The organism is Oleiphilus sp. HI0079 (assembly GCF_001635105.1).
This window is the reverse complement of the sequence record NZ_LWFT01000961.1, coordinates 1-18,784: the sequence shown is the minus strand read 5'-3', so window position 1 is coordinate 18,784 and position 18,784 is coordinate 1. Positions and strand designations below refer to the sequence as shown.

Sequence of the window (18,784 nt, the reverse complement as noted above, 5' to 3'; positions counted from 1 at the left end):
ATCACACTTGCTCATTACACGCACTTAGAACAGACTTCCCGCTTCGCTAACCACTTTGCAAGCAAGCCCATGTCTTTAATGTTCGAAGAAATTGATAGTCAGACCTCGCCACTTGGAGAGATCTCCCTCAGACGGCGGCGTCTGCCTGCTTTTGGCGAACGGGACATCTACGAAGTGAAACTTGGCGACGAGTTTTTAATGTCCAGTATGTTCGTCGATGCAGAACAAGCACTTTCAACACTCGGGCTTGCAGCACTAACAGGCAACTCTCTGGATGTTGTGGTTGGGGGTCTAGGCTTAGGTTACACGGCTGTAGAAGCGCTTAAAGACCCACGGGTAAATGAGCTTCTGGTGGTTGATGCGCTTGATACGGTTATTAACTGGCACAAAGACGAACTCGTGCCATTGGGGAAAATACTAAACGCTGATCAGAGAAATCGCTATATCAGTGGCAGCTTCTTTGACCTAGCCGTCGAGCCAAACTCGGGATTCGATCCAACACAGCCAGGCAGGCAATTTGACGCGATATTGTTAGACATAGACCACTCTCCAACAGAGTTTCTAAATAGCGCCAATGCCCACTTTTATACTAGCGAAAACTTGCGCCAGATGGCGGCACAATTAAAACCGAATGGTGTATTTGCCATGTGGTCTCAAAACCTGCCGGAGACCGAGTTTGAAGAACTGTTAAACACGGTATTTCCGAAAGTTGAATCGCACATCGTATCGTTTTTTAATCCTTTCAGGAGCCGAGAGGAAACAAATTCCGTTTACGTGTGCGTTGCATCTTAGCGTGTGCTTGTCCCAGATTGATCCATCATTCCAAAATTACCGTTTTGATCGAATTTATCGCGGACAAAATTCGGTATAGGACAGCTAGAAAAATCAGCAGCATTCACGAAAACATACACCGCTTCAGCGGTTGCAATCAGCGCGTGTCCAGCTGAACTGCGCACTTCAGTGTGCAGAGAAAACGAGCTGTTACCTATTCGGCCTACAGAGACATTGAGATCGAGCACATCGTCAAAGCGCGCAGGCGCCTTCCATTCGATCAACAATTTTACGATTTGATTCTCATAACCTTGCGCGAGTAACTCCTGATAACCTCCAAGTGCGGCACGCAAAAACTCCGTAGAGGCGAGGTCGACATAATCTGCATAGCGCGCGTTGAAGACCACATTCTGTGCATCACACTCGTTATAGCGAACGCGGATACGTAGCGTAAACCGAGCCATCACGCTTACTCGCTTGGCTTGGAGTCGAGCTTACGATCAATATCGTCAGCAGAACGGCGAACCGGCAATTGCTCCCAGGGCTCACCCCATGCTCGATTAACAATGCGACCTCGCTCAGTCGCTTCTCGCGCAGCGACCTCGGCCGTCCACCGCTGCACGTTACGATATGACTCTACATCAAGAAACGCCGCGGCATCGTAAAGCTTGCCTTGAGCCAATACCCCATACCAAGGCCAAATTGCCATATCAGCAATGGTGTACTCATCCCCCACCATGAATTGGTTCTGGGCCAAATGCTGATCTAACAAATCTAACTGACGCTTCACCTCCATCGTGTAACGATCAATCGGATACTCAAGCTTTTCCGGCGCATAGGCGTAGAAGTGACCAAAACCGCCTCCGAGGAAAGGCCCTGCTCCCATCTGCCACATTACCCAGCTCATGCACTCGGCGCGGCGCTGACCCGACTCAGGAAGAAATGCACCAAATTTCTCAGCCAGATAAAACAGAATCGCACCTGATTCAAAAATTCTCACATTCGACTTTTGGTCAAACAGTGCGGGAATCTTGGAGTTAGGATTAACCGCAACAAAACCACTTCCAAACTGATCACCTTCCATGATGTTGATTGGCCAGGCGTCGTATTCAGCTTCGTTAAATCCAGCCAATAACAACTCTTCAAGCATCATGGTCACCTTCACGCCGTTTGGCGTGGCCAAAGAGTAAAGCTGGAAAGGATGCGTACCAGATGGCAGCTCTTTCTCTTCACGCGCGCCTGCGGTCGGGCTATTAATGCTTGCGAACTTGCCCCCGTTCTCCGTGTTGGGCGTCCATACCTTTGGCGGTGTGTAAACGTTGTTGCTCGTGCTTTTAGCGGACATACACTCACTCTTTAGTGATGATAAATTGATTGGTTACGCTTTCGCGCTAGGACGAGCCGAAACAAGGTCATACCAGCGATTAAGATTGTGTTGATCCTCTCCACGACGCAACTTTATGACCCGCGCAAAATCAACTGTAATTAATGCTGTAATATCGGCAATGGAAAACGTGTCGCCTGCGATAAATTCTGAGTTAGCAAGATGCTTATCAAGCATATGCATAAACTTGCTGGCGTTTTTGAAGCAATCTTCACCCCATTCTTTGTTGGGCGTCATACGATCTGCGAAATAACCAGAGGTATGCTGAAACGCCAAGCCCACCATGTTCAAAAAGTACATCTCACAACGACGTTGCCACATTTCTATTTGCGCCTGTTCTAGCGCTTCAACACCAAACAAACTTGGCGTTGGATTCAACGCTTCGAAATAACGACAGATCGCCACAGACTCAGAAATGCACGTGCCATCATTCAGCTCCAAAACAGGAATTTTGGCAAACATATTTTTGTCACGAAAATCCGCGTTGCGGTTTTCGCCTTTCTGCAAATCGAGCTCCACAAACTCGACCGAATCAAGCAAGCCTTTCTCGGCTAAAAATAAGCGCACTCGACGCGCGTTCGGAGCAATTTTCTGTTCGTAAATTTTCATTATTATTCCTTATTTGCTGATCGCACTGTTGTTGATAAAGAAAGTGAAGCCGGCTATTTGAGATGCTCTGCATGGAAACGCAGATGCTCTTCGATGAAGCTCGCAATGAAAAAGTAACTGTGGTCATACGTTTCACGCATGTTGACCTGAGAGTAGCCCTTGTTTCTCTTTAAGGCTGCTTGCAGTTGCGTCGTACCAAGCTGTTCTTTGAGAAATTGGTCTTCAGAGCCCTGATCCACCAATATCGGCAAATGACTTTCAACTCGTTCTAGCAACAGAGTTGCGTCATGCTCGGCCCAAGCTTCGGTATCGTCTCCCAGATAGCCAGAAAAAGCTTTCTGACCCCATGGGCTCTCTACAGGATGACAAATCGGACTAAAAGCGGAAATAGAGCGGTAAAGATCTGGATGACGGAGCCCTATGGTCAAGGCACCGTGTCCGCCCATGGAATGCCCCATAATCGCAGCATTACCTTGCATTCCTAGCTGGCCAGACAGTAGTTCGGGCAACTCATAGACGATATAATCATACATGTGATAATGCTGATTCCACGGCGCTTGTGTCGCATTCACGTAAAACCCCGCACCATGTCCGAAATCATACGATTTATCTGCATCATCGGGCACATCCTCGCCACGCGGGCTCGTATCAGGTGCAACAAGAATCAAGCCCAGATCTGAGGCAATTCGGTGCGCACCTGCTTTTTGCATAAAATTCTCGTCGGTACACGTCAGCCCAGATAGCCAATAAACAACAGGCGTATTTTTTAACGCTTCCTCGTTTTTTAGAGCGCAAGGCGGAACAAACACGGAAAAAATCATGTCGCAATGATTCACCGCCGAGGCATGCCTGTAACGCACGTATCGCCCCTCAAACGATGACTGCTGACTCAGTAACTCCACGAACTCACTCCTCTATCAAGCAGGGTTATTATTTTGAAAAAAATTTGACCGCTAATCGTCAAAGTGGACGACTGAACGTATGCTTTTTCCCTCGTGCATCAAATCAAAGGCTTCATTGATTTCTGCCAAGCTCATCGTGTGCGTGATGAACTTTTTGAGTGGAATTTCACCAGCTAAGTATTTCTCGACGTAATCTGGCAACTCCGTTCTTCCCTTCACACCACCGAACGCGGTGCCTCGCCAAACTCGTCCGGTTACCAGCTGAAACGGCCGGGTGCTGATCTCTTGGCCCGCACCGGCAACACCAATAATGACGGATTCACCCCAACCTTTGTGGCAACATTCAAGCGCAGATCGCATCACATCAACGTTGCCGATACACTCAAACGAATAGTCAACGCCACCCTCTGTTAAATCAACAATCACCTCTTGAATCGGCTTGTCGTATTTTTTCGGGTTAATGCAGTCGGTCGCGCCCAGCTCTTTAGCGAGCTCAAATTTAGACTCGTTAATATCAATCACGAGAATTCGCGCAGCGCCAGCTTGCTTCGCACCAATCACAGCCGATAAGCCAATGCCGCCCATACCAAAAATAGCAACGGTGGCACCCTTTTCTACTTTGGCCGTATTCATGACGGCGCCAATTCCAGTCGTCACGCCGCAGCCAAGCAAACAGACCTCATGTAGTGAGGCCTCCTTATTCACTTTAGCGAGCGAAATTTCCGGTAATACGGTGTACTCGGAAAAGGTTGAAGTGCCCATGTAGTGATAAATGATCTGACCGTCTTTTGAAAACCGGCTGGTACCATCTGGCATCAAACCTTGCCCTTGTGTCGCCCGAATTTTTTGGCAAAGATTGGTTTTGCCCGACAGACAAAACTTACATTCTCGACATTCTGGTGTGTAGAGCGGAATAACGTGATCGCCAACAGCGACGGAGGTTACTCCTTCGCCAACAGCCTCAACAATGCCACCCCCTTCATGCCCCAAAACTGCCGGAAACACGCCTTCAGGATCTTCTCCGGAGAGCGTAAATGCATCGGTATGACACACACCCGAGGCAAGCACTTTGACTAAAACCTCTCCCGCTTTTGGCATCTCTACTTCGATGGTTTCGATACTCAGCGGTTCACCTGCTTTCCATGCGACAGCAGCTTTACACTCGATTCGACCATTGGCATTCAAGGCTTTCATAGGTTTCTTCCTGAAGTTTTTTAATGTTATAAATCTAGATTACATGCTCTGGATTGAGTTTACGATACTGAAGTTAAGGAAGATCATAGATTTTCGGTCTACCCTAATTAAAAGCCTAAACACTCGATAAAATGGATGGTTAGATTCTAAATAATCGACTATCCCTGATCATTCGTAGAAACTAACATCACTATTCGAAATATTAAGACCCTCGAAGGACGTTCTTCATGACAAAAGTATTTAAAGAAATGATCGAGCATGATGCAGCTGGCGGCATCCTGCTTGTGATCGCTGCAATTATAGCGATGATCTTTGCGAACTCGGCACTGAGTGGGTTTTACACAGGGACTCTGGATATTCCGATTCAAGTCTCGTTTGGCGACTTCATTATTAACAAACCTCTGGTACTCTGGGTCAACGACGGCTTAATGGCGATCTTCTTTTTGGTGGTTGGTCTTGAAGTAAAGCGTGAGATCATCGAGGGACATCTTTCTTCCGTCGACCAGATCGTTCTTCCGGCAATCGGCGCCGTAGCGGGTATTGCGATCCCTGCGCTCGTCTATGCCGCAATTAATTCTGGTGATGAGATTACTATGCGCGGCTGGGCAATTCCGTCGGCAACCGATATCGCCTTTGCGCTTGGTTTGTTTACCTTATTTGGAAAACATCTTCCGCTTTCGTTAAAGCTTTTCTTACTTTCCGTAGCAATTTTTGATGACATTGGCGCGATTATTATTATCGCCGTTTTCTATTCATCAGACCTGTCTCAGTTATCGTTGATCGTTGCCAGTGCCGGTCTTGTCATTCTTTTTGTGATAAATCGACTCGGTATTAAAAAGGTGGGGCCTTACCTGCTAGTTGGTGTAGTCGTGTGGGCTGCCGTTCTTAAATCAGGCGTGCATGCCACGCTTGCCGGCTTCGCGATTGCTTGGTTTATTCCTATTCACGTTAAAAATGACAATGGAAACAGCTTATTGCGCGAGCTAGAGCATGATCTTCACCCCTGGGTCGCCTTCTTCATTCTTCCAGTCTTCGCCTTCGCGAATGCGGGTGTCAGTTTAAGTGGCGTTGGTATGGAAGCATTAACCCACCCGATTACTCTGGGCATTGTGCTTGGCCTGTTTGTCGGCAAGCAAGTCGGTATTTTTGGAGCATGTTGGCTTGCTATCAAACTCGGACTGGCCAAGCTGCCGTCAGGTGCCAACTTCGTGCAACTATACGGCGTGAGCATTCTATGTGGTATCGGCTTTACCATGAGTTTATTTATCGGTTCGCTCGCATTCGAAAACATGGCGAAAGAATACATTGACGCAGTGAAACTTGGCGTACTTGTGGGTTCTCTGTTATCGGTGATCGCAGCTTCGATTATCTTGGTGAAGTTCGGAAAAAACACACATGAGCCGGATAAATCAGCCATAAAAGCAAGCACATGAGACCAAGCCCTTATTGGGGGCTAACCGCTCGCCTTATAGTTGAAAATAATTTCAGACAAACTTTTTAGTCTTATACTACTTACGTTTTGGTGGGTATACTGCCCACCGAAATTATAAGGGTAGTATCTCATGAGCTTTAAAAAAACGTCTTATGCGACGCTTGTCGCATCCATTTCACTTGCGTCAGGGACTGCAGATGCAACAAACGGCTATTTTCGCTTGGGCTACAGCGCAAATAGTATTGCCATGGGAGGCGCTTCAACAGCAACAGCACAAGATGCAATGGCAGGGGCAAGCAACCCTGCATTGGCATTGAACATCGACACGAACTTTACTGCAGCGGTGAGTCTATTTGCTCCGGATCGTGGTTTTACAGTCGAAGGTGGCGGTCCAGCGGCACCCCCTGAGTTTGGTCTTCAACAACAAGACACCTCGTCTGACAGCCATTACTTTGTGATCCCCTCTTTTGGTTATAACCGCATCATCGATGAAGACTTTGCGATCAACGTCAATGTGTACGCCAATGGTGGAATGAACACCGACTATAGCGAATCAGTATTTTATGCAGGCGAGACGGGTGTCGATCTTTCACAGATGTTTATCAGCACCTCGTTTGCCTACAAGGTAGCCGAGACCACACACATTGGTATCGCACCGATCATTGCAGGCCAACGTTTCAAAGCGCGCGGTTTGAACAGCTTTGCAGGCTTCTCTCAAGACCCAACAAAGCTAAGCGATAACCAATACGATTATTCCTTTGGCTATGGCGCTCGCTTTGGGGTCTGGCATGGTCTAAACGAGAACTGGAGTTTTGGCGCGAGCTATCAAACAGAAACCAAGTTCCAAGAGTTCGAAAAATACGAAGGGCTTTTCGCTGAAAACGGCGCGTTTAATATTCCTGAAACCTACAACCTGGGTTTGGAGTTCAAACGCAGCAACTACACAGTCGCATTTGATTATCAGCGAATCAATTATTCGGATATTCAATCTGTCGGAAATCCAATGCTGCCCGCACTGGCTCCAGGAAGCCTCGGTACCGATGGCGGCCCCGGTTTTGGCTGGCAAGACATGAACGTTTATGAGCTAGGGTTTGCGATTGATGGTGCAAGCGACAACACCTATCGATTTGGTGTCAGCTATGGTGAACAACCAATACCAAGCTCTGAAGTGCTTTTTAATATTCTCGCGCCAGGCGTTCAGGAGTGGCACTTTACTGCGGGCTATGAGTTTGGGGTGAATGATGTGGATTACGCATTCGCATTGATGTACTCACCAAGCAAGTCGGTGAAAGGTCGTAATCCCTTGCTAGGTAGTCAAGAACAAACCATCGAACTTGAGATGTCTCAAATCGAACTGACCTTTGGGGCTAACTTCTAGCTGACCGCAAAGTCGAAAAGCTGCGTCATAAACACAAAGCGCTGCCTTCGCCTTAAACGCCGACGGTGGCTCTTTGTTCTTCTTGGTCAAACACAACCAATCGTTACGTCCTTCTCTACTTTGCCCTTGAAATAACGCTCAACTAACAGACACAAAAAAACCGCATGGTTCTAATATGCGGTTTTTTTGTGTCTGAGGAGAGAGATTATGAGTTGCGCTTTCTTGCTAATCTCAAACCTGCGAGACCAAGACCTAACAACGCAAGTGTCGCTGGCTCTGGCACATCAGTAGGCGGCTCATCATCCGGTACGACGGAGGAACGATAGTACAGAGATACGTGAGAAAGGCCTTGCGGATTTTCACTGGAATTCGTCGCTGTACCATTTGTTTGCCAGTTGATCGCATCGATATTTCCTAACGGCGCGTCCCAACGATATAAGCTGAAACTCTTCGCCGCCTTGAAACTCAACACGACCTCGTAATCAGAGGTTAAATTCAGCGTGCCGAATAGCAAATTAAGACTGCCAGACGTGTTATCAATGTCATAAATACTGAAGTAATCGTTCGCGCCATTCACATCTTGCTTCGCCGCAAACGTCCAGTCCGCTTCGCCAAAAACACCAACACCGCTGTTATCTAAGCCCTCGTTTAACAAATGGCTAACGATGTCCGTCGCGTCACCATTGGTAACGTCATTTTCTCCGTTACCAAGTTCATACGAGCCGCTACATTCAGCATACATTGGAGACGTTACCGCCACCGTGCAGTTCGGGTCTTGAGTAAAGCTATACGCTGAAACCTGCCCAGCGATCAACACGCTAGCGCCGAACGCCAGCACACTTTTGGTTAATACATTCATACTGCCACCATCCCTTTAATGAATATCTTCTCTTCTTTCGTTTTTCTTCTTTCTTAAACTACGAATGCGTTCGCATCGACTTTTGAACATAACAGCGTCTAAAGCTTAAATTCGTTGCAAAAGTTGAAAGAAACGCTTTGTTACTATAACTTACAATTCGTTACACTTATTTAAGCATAGAAGCCGGCAAGACAACAATACCAAGTTCAAATAATGAACAATCGTTTTGTTAAGTTTAGGAATATGCTGATCAATGTCACTCTCGTGAAAAATGAAAAGTAACGAAAGTCAGCCCTTTGATGTCTTACCCGCTTCATAGACTCTGCTCGCGTCAATGAACACAACGCATCCCAATGGGGAAGGACTTTGAGCCAATTTAACGCAGTATCCGCGACGATTATCGAAGATACGCCAGCAAAATCGGCAATTCTACAAACGATGCTTAGCACACTTGGCATTGAGCAGATTCGCTCGTTTGAGATGGGCGAAGATGGCCTAAAGCACCTGTCGAGTGCAAATGATCAATCTGTCTTGTTCTTGGATCTCATGCTGCCGGATATAAGCGGGCAAGAGATTCTTCAGCACCTTGCAAGAAATCGCTTCAAAGGGTTTGTGATTATTAACAGTTTGTGCGAGACACGAATCGTTCAGACTGCCGTCAATATCGCTGCCAACTCAGGAATTCGCCTAATTGGTGCACTCAAGCCTGATTACACATTAGAGCACCTCGAGGAATTGCTGAGACGATGTGTACAAGGGCCCTATTCGCGTCGCGCAGTGCATGCAGACCATGTTTTACTCGATGAAAGCGCCATTCACCGAGCTTTTGATGAAGACCGAATTACGCCGTTTTACCAGCCAATTATAAATATGGCGACACGAGAAATCACGATGCTGGAGTGTCTGGCTCGCGTCATTTCCGAGGATGGAACCAAGGTACTTAGCCCCGTGTCATTCATCGGCCCACTCATGGGAATGGCGTTCCTAGACAATCTGTCACTTCGACTGTTTGGCAAAGCCCTTAACATGCTAAACGAGCCTTTCTTCGCGTCGAGCACAGTTAAACTGGCAATGAACATAGAGCCAACGCAGCTTTTATCACGCGCTTTTCCAACCACACTGCACGCGCTTACCGAGCATGCGAAGATCAAGCCTGAGAGGGTTATCTTTGAACTAACAGAACAGTCGCCTATTAATCAGGATGCCCAACTCGAAGCAATCAACATACTTCGACTAAGGGGCTACGATATTGCGATCGATGATTTCGGGTCCGGTTATACGAATATCGAGAACCTACATTCGATCCCTTTCAACAAACTTAAGATTGATCGACAACTTCTACATAACATTACTGAAGACAGTTTCTGTCAGGTAGCCGTAGAATCGATTCTTTCAATGGCCGAAGTCGTCGGCGCTGAAGTGGTTTTCGAGGGTATTGAGCACAGCAATCAACTGCATTACTCCGAACAGCACCGAAACGTGTGCCTCCAAGGCCATTATTTGTGCGAAGCGGTCAGCGCTGAACAGCTTGTTGATTGGATTGAAAATAGCCTATACTCTTTAGCCTAAAGAGCCCCTGCCAAATGCAGTAAATCAAGCATCTTGGCGGGCCTTGCAAAAAAATAAAAACAGAGGCCAACCATGGAGCAATCCGCCCCAGTTATTCAAAACACGATTGTCGCTTTGTTTCTGATCGCTGCGACCATTTTTGAGATCCTCTCAGGCAGAGCGACGCGGGACAAAAAATCCACCATGGACTGGAAAATGTCCGGCCTGTGTATCGGCGCAATGGTTTTAGTTCAGCGCCCTGCCGTCTATTTACTCAGCTTTGCTGCGATGACACTTCTTTTTCCTCAAGCGATGGGCGTGCTCCATTTTCTAGAGGAGCAATCTCTGTTCTTCGCGGTCATCGCTTTTCTACTACTTGAAGATTTATTTCATGGATTTGGCCATTGGATCTGTCACACAGGCGCGTTCAAAAATCCCTTTTTAAGGCGGATTCAAGCCTTTTATAAAGTCGCCCACAGACCTCATCATTTTAGTGGAAGTAACGAGCAAGCAGGGCAAGTGACTGCGACCCAGACATTCGTAGAAGGCTGGGCGTATTGGTTCGTCATGCCAAATTATTGGTTCCAATATATTTGGCTCTATCTAGGACTCTATGAGAGCTTCATCATCGGCATTACCATTAAGGGCCTGTGGTCTGTGCACAACCACGTTAATTGGCATTACGACCTGTATTTCTTAAATCATCCACAAGCTTGGGTGCGCAAAACCATGCGTGCTTTGTGCCATATTCTAATCTTCCCAACTCAGCATCATCACCACCATGCTCGTGGTCGAAACTCAGCGAAGAATCTACACAACCTGTTTGCCTTCTATGATTGGCTGTTATGGCGCACGCTTGTGATTGAAACCGAAGTACCCAAGAAGTACGGATGGCGTCAATCAGAGATAGAAGAGACAAGCGCGCTGAAGCGCTTCTTCAGTTTCGACTATCAACGCTACTTAGCCGCTCCCAGCAAGCCAAAACAAAGCAAATCTCAAAGCTGACATGTTTTCTAACTAAACTTTTTGGCTGCGACCCAAAAAGTTACCTAGACTACATTCACAGCGATTTTATGGAACGCGCACATGGAAGATCCATATATTGAGTTTGTCGCCGGATGGGGTCAGCGAATTCTTGGCTGGTTTCTACCGAACCTAAATACCATTGAGTGGACTGGCCACATTGCCATTCTTCTTTGGTCTGCAATGATGGTCATTTTTTCTGGTCGACTGTTCACCATGGTCGAAAATACCAGCAGCACCATGTTAAAGATGAAAGCGTTTCGTTCTCTCAACTTTCTAGTGATCATTCTGATGTTGCTGGATCTATTTCTTCTTCGCTTTCATCAGAATTACGAACAACTACTATCGAAAATCGGCTTATCGCTGTTCACAACATATTCAGCCATCTACTTATACTCTTTAGCGAGCTTTCATACGTTTAAGCGGTTCGGCGCAGAAAAAACTATCGACAATCGCTCCGTTTACGTTGAAACCTATTCCACGCGGATTATTAATCTTTTGCTTGTTGTATGCGCCACGTTTGGTACGTTCTACATCATCATTAAAGTTTGGGGAGCAGACAGCCTTTTAGAAACCACAGGGTTGATGGGCATACTTGTAGGCTTTTTAGCATTTACTGCGCCCGTTTGGGCTCCCGATATTATTTCTGGTCTGATTATCCTCAACAGCCAAATGCTCGAAGATGGCGATGTTGTCGTTATCGATGGATTCCCGAACGAATACATCATCAGCAAAGTATCCTTTGTTTATGTCACACTCTACGACGTGCGGAACAATCATCGGGCACTCGTGAAGAACAGCCGTTTTCTATCAGGGAAAATCGACAACCTCTCAAAAATCGCTAGCACAGAGGGCATGCGAGCCAAGCTAAGCTACAACATCGGCTATCCAAAGCTAGAAGGTCGAAGCGGAAGCGAGCGGGTCGAGGCATTTGAAAGCTTCATGAAAAAGATCGATAACATGTTCAGCAGAGCGTTTGAAGAATGCGCAAGCAACGAAAAGACAATTCAAATCAACACCAACAAGCCGTTTGAATGGGCGCTGACACAAACTGGCGACTATGCGCTCGAATTCACCATGTGGTTCTACTTCAATCGCATTCCAAACACCAAGGTCACCGCCACCGCACGGAAACATTTGATGGGTACAGCCTATAAAGTAAACCAAGCGGTGTATAAGGCTTCTATTTTTGAAGATATCGACTTGGCTACGCCAGATCTTGCCAATATTACGTTTAACGACAGCCTTAGCGTCGAGAATATGAGAAATACGCCCAGTGCGGGTGAAGAGCAAACTCAGCCAACGGATCTAAAAAACGCACCAGACAATATGGCTTAGAACGCCGAAGAGCGCTTGATTTAACTCAGTAACAAGATAGCACCGCAAACAAAAAACGGGAGCTTAGGCTCCCGTTTCCACAAACTTATTGTGCTAAACCTTAAAGTTACGGGATAAGGTGTTCAAATCATCGCACACATGGTTAAGGCTCTCAGCAGTCTCATCCGTCTTTTGAGCAATCGTATTGCTCGTCTCATTCAACTCTCGAATACTGTTGATATTCTGAGCAACCTCATTCACTACCGATACCTGCTCCTCGGTTGCCGATGCAATGGTTGCGCTTAAGTCTTGAATATTCGCAATAGCAGCAACAATCTCATCCAGTCGCTCTCCCGCGACTGCCGTCTGCTCTGCCACACGCTCTGCGGAACCGCTCTGCTCCGCCATTACGCTCACGCAATTTTTCGACGAGCTCTGAAGCCGTGAAATAATATCTTTAATCTCCTGGGTTGATTCAGAGGTTCTGACTGACAGGCTCCGCACTTCATCCGCTACAACCGCAAACCCACGACCAGCTTCCCCAGCGCGCGCCGCTTCAATCGCTGCATTTAAGGCAAGAAGATTTGTCTGCTCTGCAATCCCTTCGATCACCGTAACAACCTCACCAATATTGTTTGCATCGAGGCTGAGTGCATCCACACTTTCGGATGTTCGTTGCACTTCCGATACAAGGTTTCTCACACTCGATACTGAGCTCTGCACCAATGAATTGCCTTCTGCGACAGAATTGCTCGCCTGTGACGTCGCAACCGCTGCGCCAGCTGCACTCTCGGCAACCTCTCTAAAAGAGGCCGTCATCTCCTCCATCGCCACCGTAATCAACGAGGTTTGCTGAAACTGCGATTCGCTTTGCGTATTTAGACTTTGCGCCAGACCGAGCAACTCCTGACTAACGTTACTTACCTCTCCCGCCTTGGTTTGCATTTCTCCGACAAGTCCAGCGACGCCTGTTCGCATTCCGTTAGCGGATGCTGCGAGAACCTGAAGCTCCTCGCTTCGAGCGTTAATATTGACCTCTTGACTGTAATCACCTTTCGCAAAACGGCCAAACACGGGGACAAAATCACGCAGACGATTAACAACCATACGCTGCATCAAATCCACCACGATCGCGACAACAATGACAATGGCAACCGTCATCAGCAATATGCTTTGGACCGTCGAAAATGCTAATTCTATCTGCCCGTCTACCTGAGATCTGTGCTCAGCGACGGTCACCTTGAATGCCTCAACCTCTCCACGCAGCGCGTACGCTCGCATTTCGTTTTGGAGCGCCTCATCAATTAACTGGGGAATACCCGAAAGCTTATCTGCCACTGCCTGAACATCGTTTTGTGGATCAGCCGCAAGCTGATCTACCAAATCACCGATTCCGACAACCTCCCGCTGAGCTCGCTCGAGATGAAAATCTTCACCTTCATCCAGAAAGTTCGTCACCGTTTGCATCAGCTCCGTTTCGACAAGGCGCTCGAGCGTCATAAAATTCCGCATGTTATCGTAAGGCTTGCGAAGCTCTGCCAACCCCCACCATACGGCGAACAACAAACTAACAACAACCGATGCGAGTAACGCGGTATTCACCCATGTGAGGGCAGAAAGCTTTAACTTCATTGTGAATGCTCTTCCAAAAAATGTGTCTCAATTCTAAGAATAGGTCTTCATTCAAGAACAACAAGAAACCCCTGTAAAAACTTACGCTTACGCGGCTAAGCTGATACGATGCGCGGAAATTTACAGGAGTTACGATGCACCCCATAACCACCTCAGAAGATGAGTTATTCGAGCTCATCAAACAACGAATCCACACAAATTCTTTGTGCCAACGCGTTCTTCACGGCAGGGGCAAGCGTTACGAAGCTTTAGAACGGATTAATATTGAATGGTACCCGCCTTATTTGTTTGTCCAGAATTTTGGTGACGCACTACCAGAGCAACTGCGCATCGCTCTCGAGCATGTGTTCGATGCGCTTGATACTGTTGAGGCTATTCTCATTCAATCGCGCGAGTGGCCCGATTTTGTCACCAGCGTTTTTGCCTCGCGCAACCCGCTCGAGTTGCCTTTAATTTTCCCTGGAATGATAGATGATGGACTCCATTGCGAAATTAAGCTCGGTAAGAACCGTAACACCGGTGTTTTTCTAGACATGCGTGCCGGCTGGTTTTGGGTAAAAGCCCATTCGCACAACAAGCGAGTGCTCAATCTGTTCTCTTACACCGGAGTATTTTCACTGTTTGCTCTGCATGGCGGTGCACGTCGAGTCGACAACGTAGACATGGCCGCAAACGTCTTAAAAATCGCGCAAAAAAATCATCAAAGTAATCAGTTGCATGATGGCTGCTCAGCATTTTACAAAAGAGATATTCTGAAAGCGCAACGTTGGTTTGAAAGTCGTGAGCCCTATGATCTAATCATTCTCGATCCGCCGCCCTATCAGAAGAAAGCATTTCAAGGCTGGAAGGACTACTTGAAGTTACTTGACCACAGCCGTCATGCCTTAGCGGAAGATGGAACCATGCTCTGCTGCCTAAACAACCCGCAGATCAGCATTGATGAGTTCAAGCATGATCTTAGCCAACACTTCGGAGATCATGCTGATCTGGAAGTAATTGAACGTGCGCCAGAGATAGAAGAGCTGGATAACTCAAAAGGTTTGAAACTTATCGCAGTAAGACCCTGAAAATGGCCATTTTGCACTAGGGATGCAAGCACGAGTGTAAATATAGTAGCTATTCATTAGCGAAAAGATAGCGACGTAGTAAAACATGAGCCACCGAAAAATAAGCAACGCTTTGTTGATCATGATGACAATGTTCGCAATAGCAGGTCTCAGCGCCTGCACCAGCAAGCCGGACAGCAACACTCAAATCCCAAGTGTTAATCTTAGCGAGAGCCAACTCGCTAAGTACGAAGCGAGCTGCAAAGCGTGCCACGAAGTGGAAGGTGCTGGCGCCCCGCTCCGCGGAGACACTGAAGCATGGAGCGCCATACTCATTCAGCCTATTGACGACATTATCAACAAAGTCGTTAACGGCTATCAGGGCATGCCACCCTTAGGACAATGTTTTGACTGCGATCAACAAGACTTGGAATCCCTCGTCTACTATTTAGCAACGCCCAAAAATTAAGGCACAAACTAAACGGATAATAAGAAACGCCATGATGTATCGTAGAGATCTTCTCAAATCTATCGTTGCCGCATGTCTGGCAAGCTCTGTCCCAAACATTGCCGTTGGGTCAAAGCCACTGCCATGGCAAAACTGGTCCGGCAACCAACGGTGCGTTCCAAGCCAACGCGTCGCCCCAAAGTCAACTTTAGATGTTCAGGCATGGATGCGGAATAACTCTGGAAAAATGCGCTCGGTCGGCTCGGGTCATTCTTTCACTGCGCTAGTGCCAACCAACGATACGCTTATCAGTACCAGTTATATCCGCGGGGTGAGCGCCGTCTCTGGCAGCAAGTACGAGGCCGACATTGGCGCTGGCACGCAGTTAAGCGCCATTGGCCCTGCTCTGAATGATATGGGTCAGGCGATGATCAACATGCCCGATGTCGACCGTCAAACAATGGCAGGTGCCATCAGCACCGCGACGCATGGCACAGGGCAAACACTGCAATGCTTGTCGGCCTATGTCAGCGAGATCGAACTCGTTACGCCGAGTGGGGAGCTGTTCGTTTGCAACGAGCAAGACAATCAAGCGCTGTTCAAAGCCGCGCAAGTAGGCTTAGGTAGCCTTGGCTTGATGACCCGAATCCGTATGCGCAACCGAGAACCCTTCCGTTTAAAACGCCTCGCTCGCTGGCATAAGTACTCGGAGGGTTTAGCAGCAGCCGAGGCTTTAGCGCAGCAACACCGTAATTTTGAGTTTTATGTTATTCCCTTCACCGGAATGATTTTGAGTGATGCCCTCGACGAAACCTCAGAAGCGCCGTCGGTGAAAGAAGAGCTAGACGGTAACGATGGGTTGATGGATTTGAAACTTGCTCGAGATTATTTAGGCTGGAATAACGAGCTGCGCGAGTTAGTGCTTGGCACATACATGAAAACGCTGAATACCGAAACGAACATCGACCATAGCCATCAGATTTATGCGACAGAGCGAAACGTGCGCTTTAATGAGATGGAATACCACCTCCCGGCCAGTATTGGACTAAAAGCTCTCGATGAAATTAAGGTATTGATTGAAAAAGAGTTTCCGCAGGTATTCTTCCCTTTCGAATGCCGCTTTGTAAAAGCGGATGATTGCTGGCTCTCGCCATTCTACAAAAGAGATAGCATTTCAATCGCGGTACACCGTTACTTTGAGGAAGACCACAAACCGCTGTTTTCAGCGATCGAACCAATCTTTCAAAAGTATGGTGGGAGACCACATTGGGGCAAACTTAACAGTTTTACCGGCAAACAATTCAGAGACGCTTACGAGCACTGGGATGATTTTAAAAAAATTCGCCAAGAAATGGATCCAAAAAACCAATTGTTGAATGCGTATCTCGCCTCGGTTTTCAAGGATTCATAATCCTTAAACATAAATTTGCTTCAGGTAACAGACTGGTTTATTTTTAGAGCTCACGTAATTTCCCTTCGTCGGCAACGGAGCCCGATATGAGTCAAGCTGCACCTTTAGTGGTGACGGACATTCACAAAAATTTCAATGCCCACAAAGTATTAAAAGGTGTCTCACTCGAAGCACAAAAAGGCGATGTTATTTCCATGATCGGCTCGTCCGGTTCAGGAAAAAGTACCTTCCTTCGTTGCATCAACATGCTTGAAACACCGAGTGCTGGTGAAATTGCTCTTCACGGGGAAACCGTTAAATTCAAAACAGACAAACACGGCGAGCGGACACCTGCTGATGTAAAGCAAGTGGAAAGAATGCGCTCCAAGCTATCGATGGTATTTCAAGGCTTTAATCTTTGGTCGCATATGACGGTCATGGAGAACATCATCGAAGCGCCTGTACACGTCCTAGGCGTTTCTAAAAAGGAAGCCACCGAAAGAGCCGCTGCGCTTCTCAATAAAGTCGGAATTTACGAACGCCGTGATTATTATCCCAGCCAGATGTCCGGAGGCCAGCAACAAAGGGCCGCTATAGCGCGAGCATTGGCTATGGAACCTGAGGTATTGCTATTCGACGAGCCAACATCAGCGCTCGATCCTGAGCTTGTTGGTGAAGTTCTTAAAGTCATGCACAGCTTGGCCGACGAAGGGAGAACCATGATTGTGGTAACCCACGAAATGGCCTTTGCCCGCGATGTTTCATCACAGGTCGTATTTCTGCATGAAGGCCGCATTGAAGAACAAGGTAATCCTAAAAAAGTATTTGAAGATGCTGACTCCGAACGTGTGAGACAGTTTCTTCAACCGAAGTACTAGTTATCAGTACACAATCACTGACCTCATCAAGCGTCATTGACTGAGCTCGTAAAGAGTCATTAACGGAAGTAATCAAGAGTCATTAACGGAAGTAATCAAGAGTCATTAACGGAACTCGTAAAGAGTCACTATAAACAATAAGGGGAAATCCTCATGAAAAAACTATCGCTATTTCTAGGTTGTGTCCTAGCTGCAACAAGCAGTCTTGGCTTCGCTGCAGACAAACTTAAACTGGCTGTTGATGTCCCATATGAGCCTTTCGAATACAAAGCGCCAGATGGCACACTCACTGGCTTCGAAATTGATCTGGGCAACGCGGTTTGTGCTGAAATCAAAGCAGAGTGCGAATGGGTTATTCAAGCTTGGGACGGTATCATTCCCGGCCTTCTAGCGCGTAAATACGACGCTATCTTTTCTTCTATGTCGATCACTCCAGAGCGTGCAGAAAAAGTATTGTTCTCTGACGGTTACTACAATACGCCGTCCGCATGGTTCGGTAAGAAAGGCATGGATCTAGACGTTACGAACAAAGACGCGCTTAAGGGCAAGCGTGTAGGTGTTCAGCGAGGAACACTTCAAGATGATTACGTCACTAACCAAGTTGGCGCTGATGTTGTTGATATCAAGCGATACACGACTGCTGACGATCTAGTTCTTGATTTGACAGGCGGCCGTGTAGATCTAGTTTTCCTAGATTTCCCTGTTGGTGAGTCAACCATCCTTAAAGACGAAAGCTACCAAGCGATTGGCGAAAACGTGCAAGTTGGTGATGGTGTTGGCGTAGCGTTTCGTAAGCGCGATACAGAGCTTGCGGAGAAATTCAACGCTGCACTTAAAAAGCTGAAAGAAGACGGTACTTATGATGAGATCATGAAGAAGTACTTCGCTTACAGCATCAAGATTTAAGTAACGACGAAAATGGAGGCCTCTGGCCTCCATTTTTCAACAAAACGGACAACACACATGATCGATT

Annotated in this window: 18 protein-coding genes; 11 read left to right on the top strand and 7 right to left on the bottom strand. The window is 47.2% G+C overall.

Annotated features, from left to right (window positions below):
• Window positions 1-69: 69 nt before the first annotated feature.
• Window positions 70-792 (top strand): spermidine synthase, encoded by a 723-nt coding sequence (locus A3750_RS17620; RefSeq protein ID WP_068456302.1) that lies wholly within the window; start codon window positions 70-72, stop codon window positions 790-792.
• Here the strand turns inward: A3750_RS17620 and A3750_RS17615 are convergent.
• Genes A3750_RS17615 through A3750_RS17595 form a run of 5 tightly spaced genes read right to left on the bottom strand, consistent with a single transcriptional unit; the run spans window position 789 to window position 4,860 of the window.
• Window positions 789-1,235, bottom strand: a complete 447-nt coding sequence (locus A3750_RS17615; protein WP_068456299.1) for a thioesterase family protein — start codon at window positions 1,233-1,235, stop codon at window positions 789-791. The genes A3750_RS17620 and A3750_RS17615 overlap by 4 nt on opposite strands.
• A 5-nt stretch (window positions 1,236-1,240) precedes the next feature.
• A complete protein-coding gene (gene yghU, locus A3750_RS17610) occupies window positions 1,241-2,116 on the bottom strand; it encodes a glutathione-dependent disulfide-bond oxidoreductase (RefSeq protein WP_068456296.1) in 876 nt (291 codons plus the stop codon).
• Between the two features lie 33 nt (window positions 2,117-2,149).
• Window positions 2,150-2,764, bottom strand: coding sequence for a glutathione S-transferase family protein (locus tag A3750_RS17605; RefSeq protein ID WP_068456293.1), 615 nt, complete (start codon window positions 2,762-2,764; stop codon window positions 2,150-2,152).
• Between the two features lie 53 nt (window positions 2,765-2,817).
• Window positions 2,818-3,666, bottom strand: a complete 849-nt coding sequence (gene fghA / locus A3750_RS17600) for an S-formylglutathione hydrolase (protein ID WP_068465864.1) — start codon at window positions 3,664-3,666, stop codon at window positions 2,818-2,820.
• 51 nt (window positions 3,667-3,717) lie between these two features.
• A complete protein-coding gene (locus A3750_RS17595) occupies window positions 3,718-4,860 on the bottom strand; it encodes an S-(hydroxymethyl)glutathione dehydrogenase/class III alcohol dehydrogenase (RefSeq protein WP_068456544.1) in 1,143 nt (380 codons plus the stop codon).
• A gap of 227 nt (window positions 4,861-5,087) precedes the next feature.
• On the opposite strand from A3750_RS17595, the gene nhaA reads away from it, so the two are divergent.
• Both nhaA and A3750_RS17585 read left to right on the top strand, forming a co-directional pair.
• Window positions 5,088-6,293, top strand: a complete 1,206-nt coding sequence (gene nhaA, locus A3750_RS17590) for a Na+/H+ antiporter NhaA (RefSeq protein WP_068465863.1) — start codon at window positions 5,088-5,090, stop codon at window positions 6,291-6,293.
• A gap of 129 nt (window positions 6,294-6,422) precedes the next feature.
• Entirely contained in the window at window positions 6,423-7,670 is a 1,248-nt protein-coding gene (locus A3750_RS17585) for an OmpP1/FadL family transporter (RefSeq protein ID WP_068452676.1), read from the top strand.
• A 205-nt stretch (window positions 7,671-7,875) separates the two neighbouring features.
• Here A3750_RS17585 and A3750_RS17580 read toward each other — a convergent pair whose 3' ends face one another.
• A complete protein-coding gene (locus A3750_RS17580) occupies window positions 7,876-8,529 on the bottom strand; it encodes a PEP-CTERM sorting domain-containing protein (RefSeq protein ID WP_068452679.1) in 654 nt (217 codons plus the stop codon).
• A 366-nt stretch (window positions 8,530-8,895) separates the two neighbouring features.
• Between A3750_RS17580 and A3750_RS17575 the strand changes: the two genes are divergently transcribed.
• The 3 genes from A3750_RS17575 to A3750_RS17565 all read left to right on the top strand — a co-directional run bounded on the left by A3750_RS17575 (window position 8,896) and on the right by A3750_RS17565 (window position 12,438).
• Window positions 8,896-10,098: an EAL domain-containing protein gene (locus tag A3750_RS17575; protein ID WP_068452682.1), complete on the top strand. Its 1,203-nt coding sequence runs from the start codon at window positions 8,896-8,898 to the stop codon at window positions 10,096-10,098.
• Window positions 10,099-10,170: 72 nt separating this feature from the next.
• Window positions 10,171-11,082, top strand: coding sequence for a sterol desaturase family protein (locus tag A3750_RS17570; RefSeq protein WP_068452683.1), 912 nt, complete (start codon window positions 10,171-10,173; stop codon window positions 11,080-11,082).
• An 81-nt stretch (window positions 11,083-11,163) separates the two neighbouring features.
• Window positions 11,164-12,438, top strand: coding sequence for a mechanosensitive ion channel domain-containing protein (locus A3750_RS17565; protein WP_068452684.1), 1,275 nt, complete (start codon window positions 11,164-11,166; stop codon window positions 12,436-12,438).
• Between the two features lie 93 nt (window positions 12,439-12,531).
• Here A3750_RS17565 and A3750_RS17560 read toward each other — a convergent pair whose 3' ends face one another.
• The gene (locus A3750_RS17560) at window positions 12,532-14,049 is read right to left on the bottom strand and encodes a methyl-accepting chemotaxis protein (RefSeq protein WP_068452686.1); all 1,518 of its coding nucleotides are present in this window, start codon (window positions 14,047-14,049) and stop codon (window positions 12,532-12,534) included.
• 134 nt (window positions 14,050-14,183) lie between these two features.
• On the opposite strand from A3750_RS17560, the gene A3750_RS17555 reads away from it, so the two are divergent.
• The 5 genes from A3750_RS17555 to A3750_RS17535 all read left to right on the top strand — a co-directional run bounded on the left by A3750_RS17555 (window position 14,184) and on the right by A3750_RS17535 (window position 18,717).
• A complete protein-coding gene (locus A3750_RS17555; protein WP_068465781.1) occupies window positions 14,184-15,116 on the top strand; it encodes a class I SAM-dependent methyltransferase in 933 nt (310 codons plus the stop codon).
• Between the two features lie 85 nt (window positions 15,117-15,201).
• Window positions 15,202-15,564 (top strand): cytochrome c5 family protein, encoded by a 363-nt coding sequence (locus tag A3750_RS17550; protein ID WP_068454056.1) that lies wholly within the window; start codon window positions 15,202-15,204, stop codon window positions 15,562-15,564.
• Between the two features lie 31 nt (window positions 15,565-15,595).
• On the top strand, window positions 15,596-16,954 hold the full coding sequence (locus tag A3750_RS17545; protein ID WP_068454059.1) for a D-arabinono-1,4-lactone oxidase: 1,359 nt from the start codon (window positions 15,596-15,598) through the stop codon (window positions 16,952-16,954).
• 86 nt (window positions 16,955-17,040) lie between these two features.
• Window positions 17,041-17,811, top strand: a complete 771-nt coding sequence (locus tag A3750_RS17540; protein ID WP_068464953.1) for an ABC transporter ATP-binding protein — start codon at window positions 17,041-17,043, stop codon at window positions 17,809-17,811.
• A gap of 153 nt (window positions 17,812-17,964) precedes the next feature.
• Window positions 17,965-18,717, top strand: coding sequence for a transporter substrate-binding domain-containing protein (locus tag A3750_RS17535; RefSeq protein WP_068454652.1), 753 nt, complete (start codon window positions 17,965-17,967; stop codon window positions 18,715-18,717).
• Window positions 18,718-18,784: the final 67 nt, after the last annotated feature.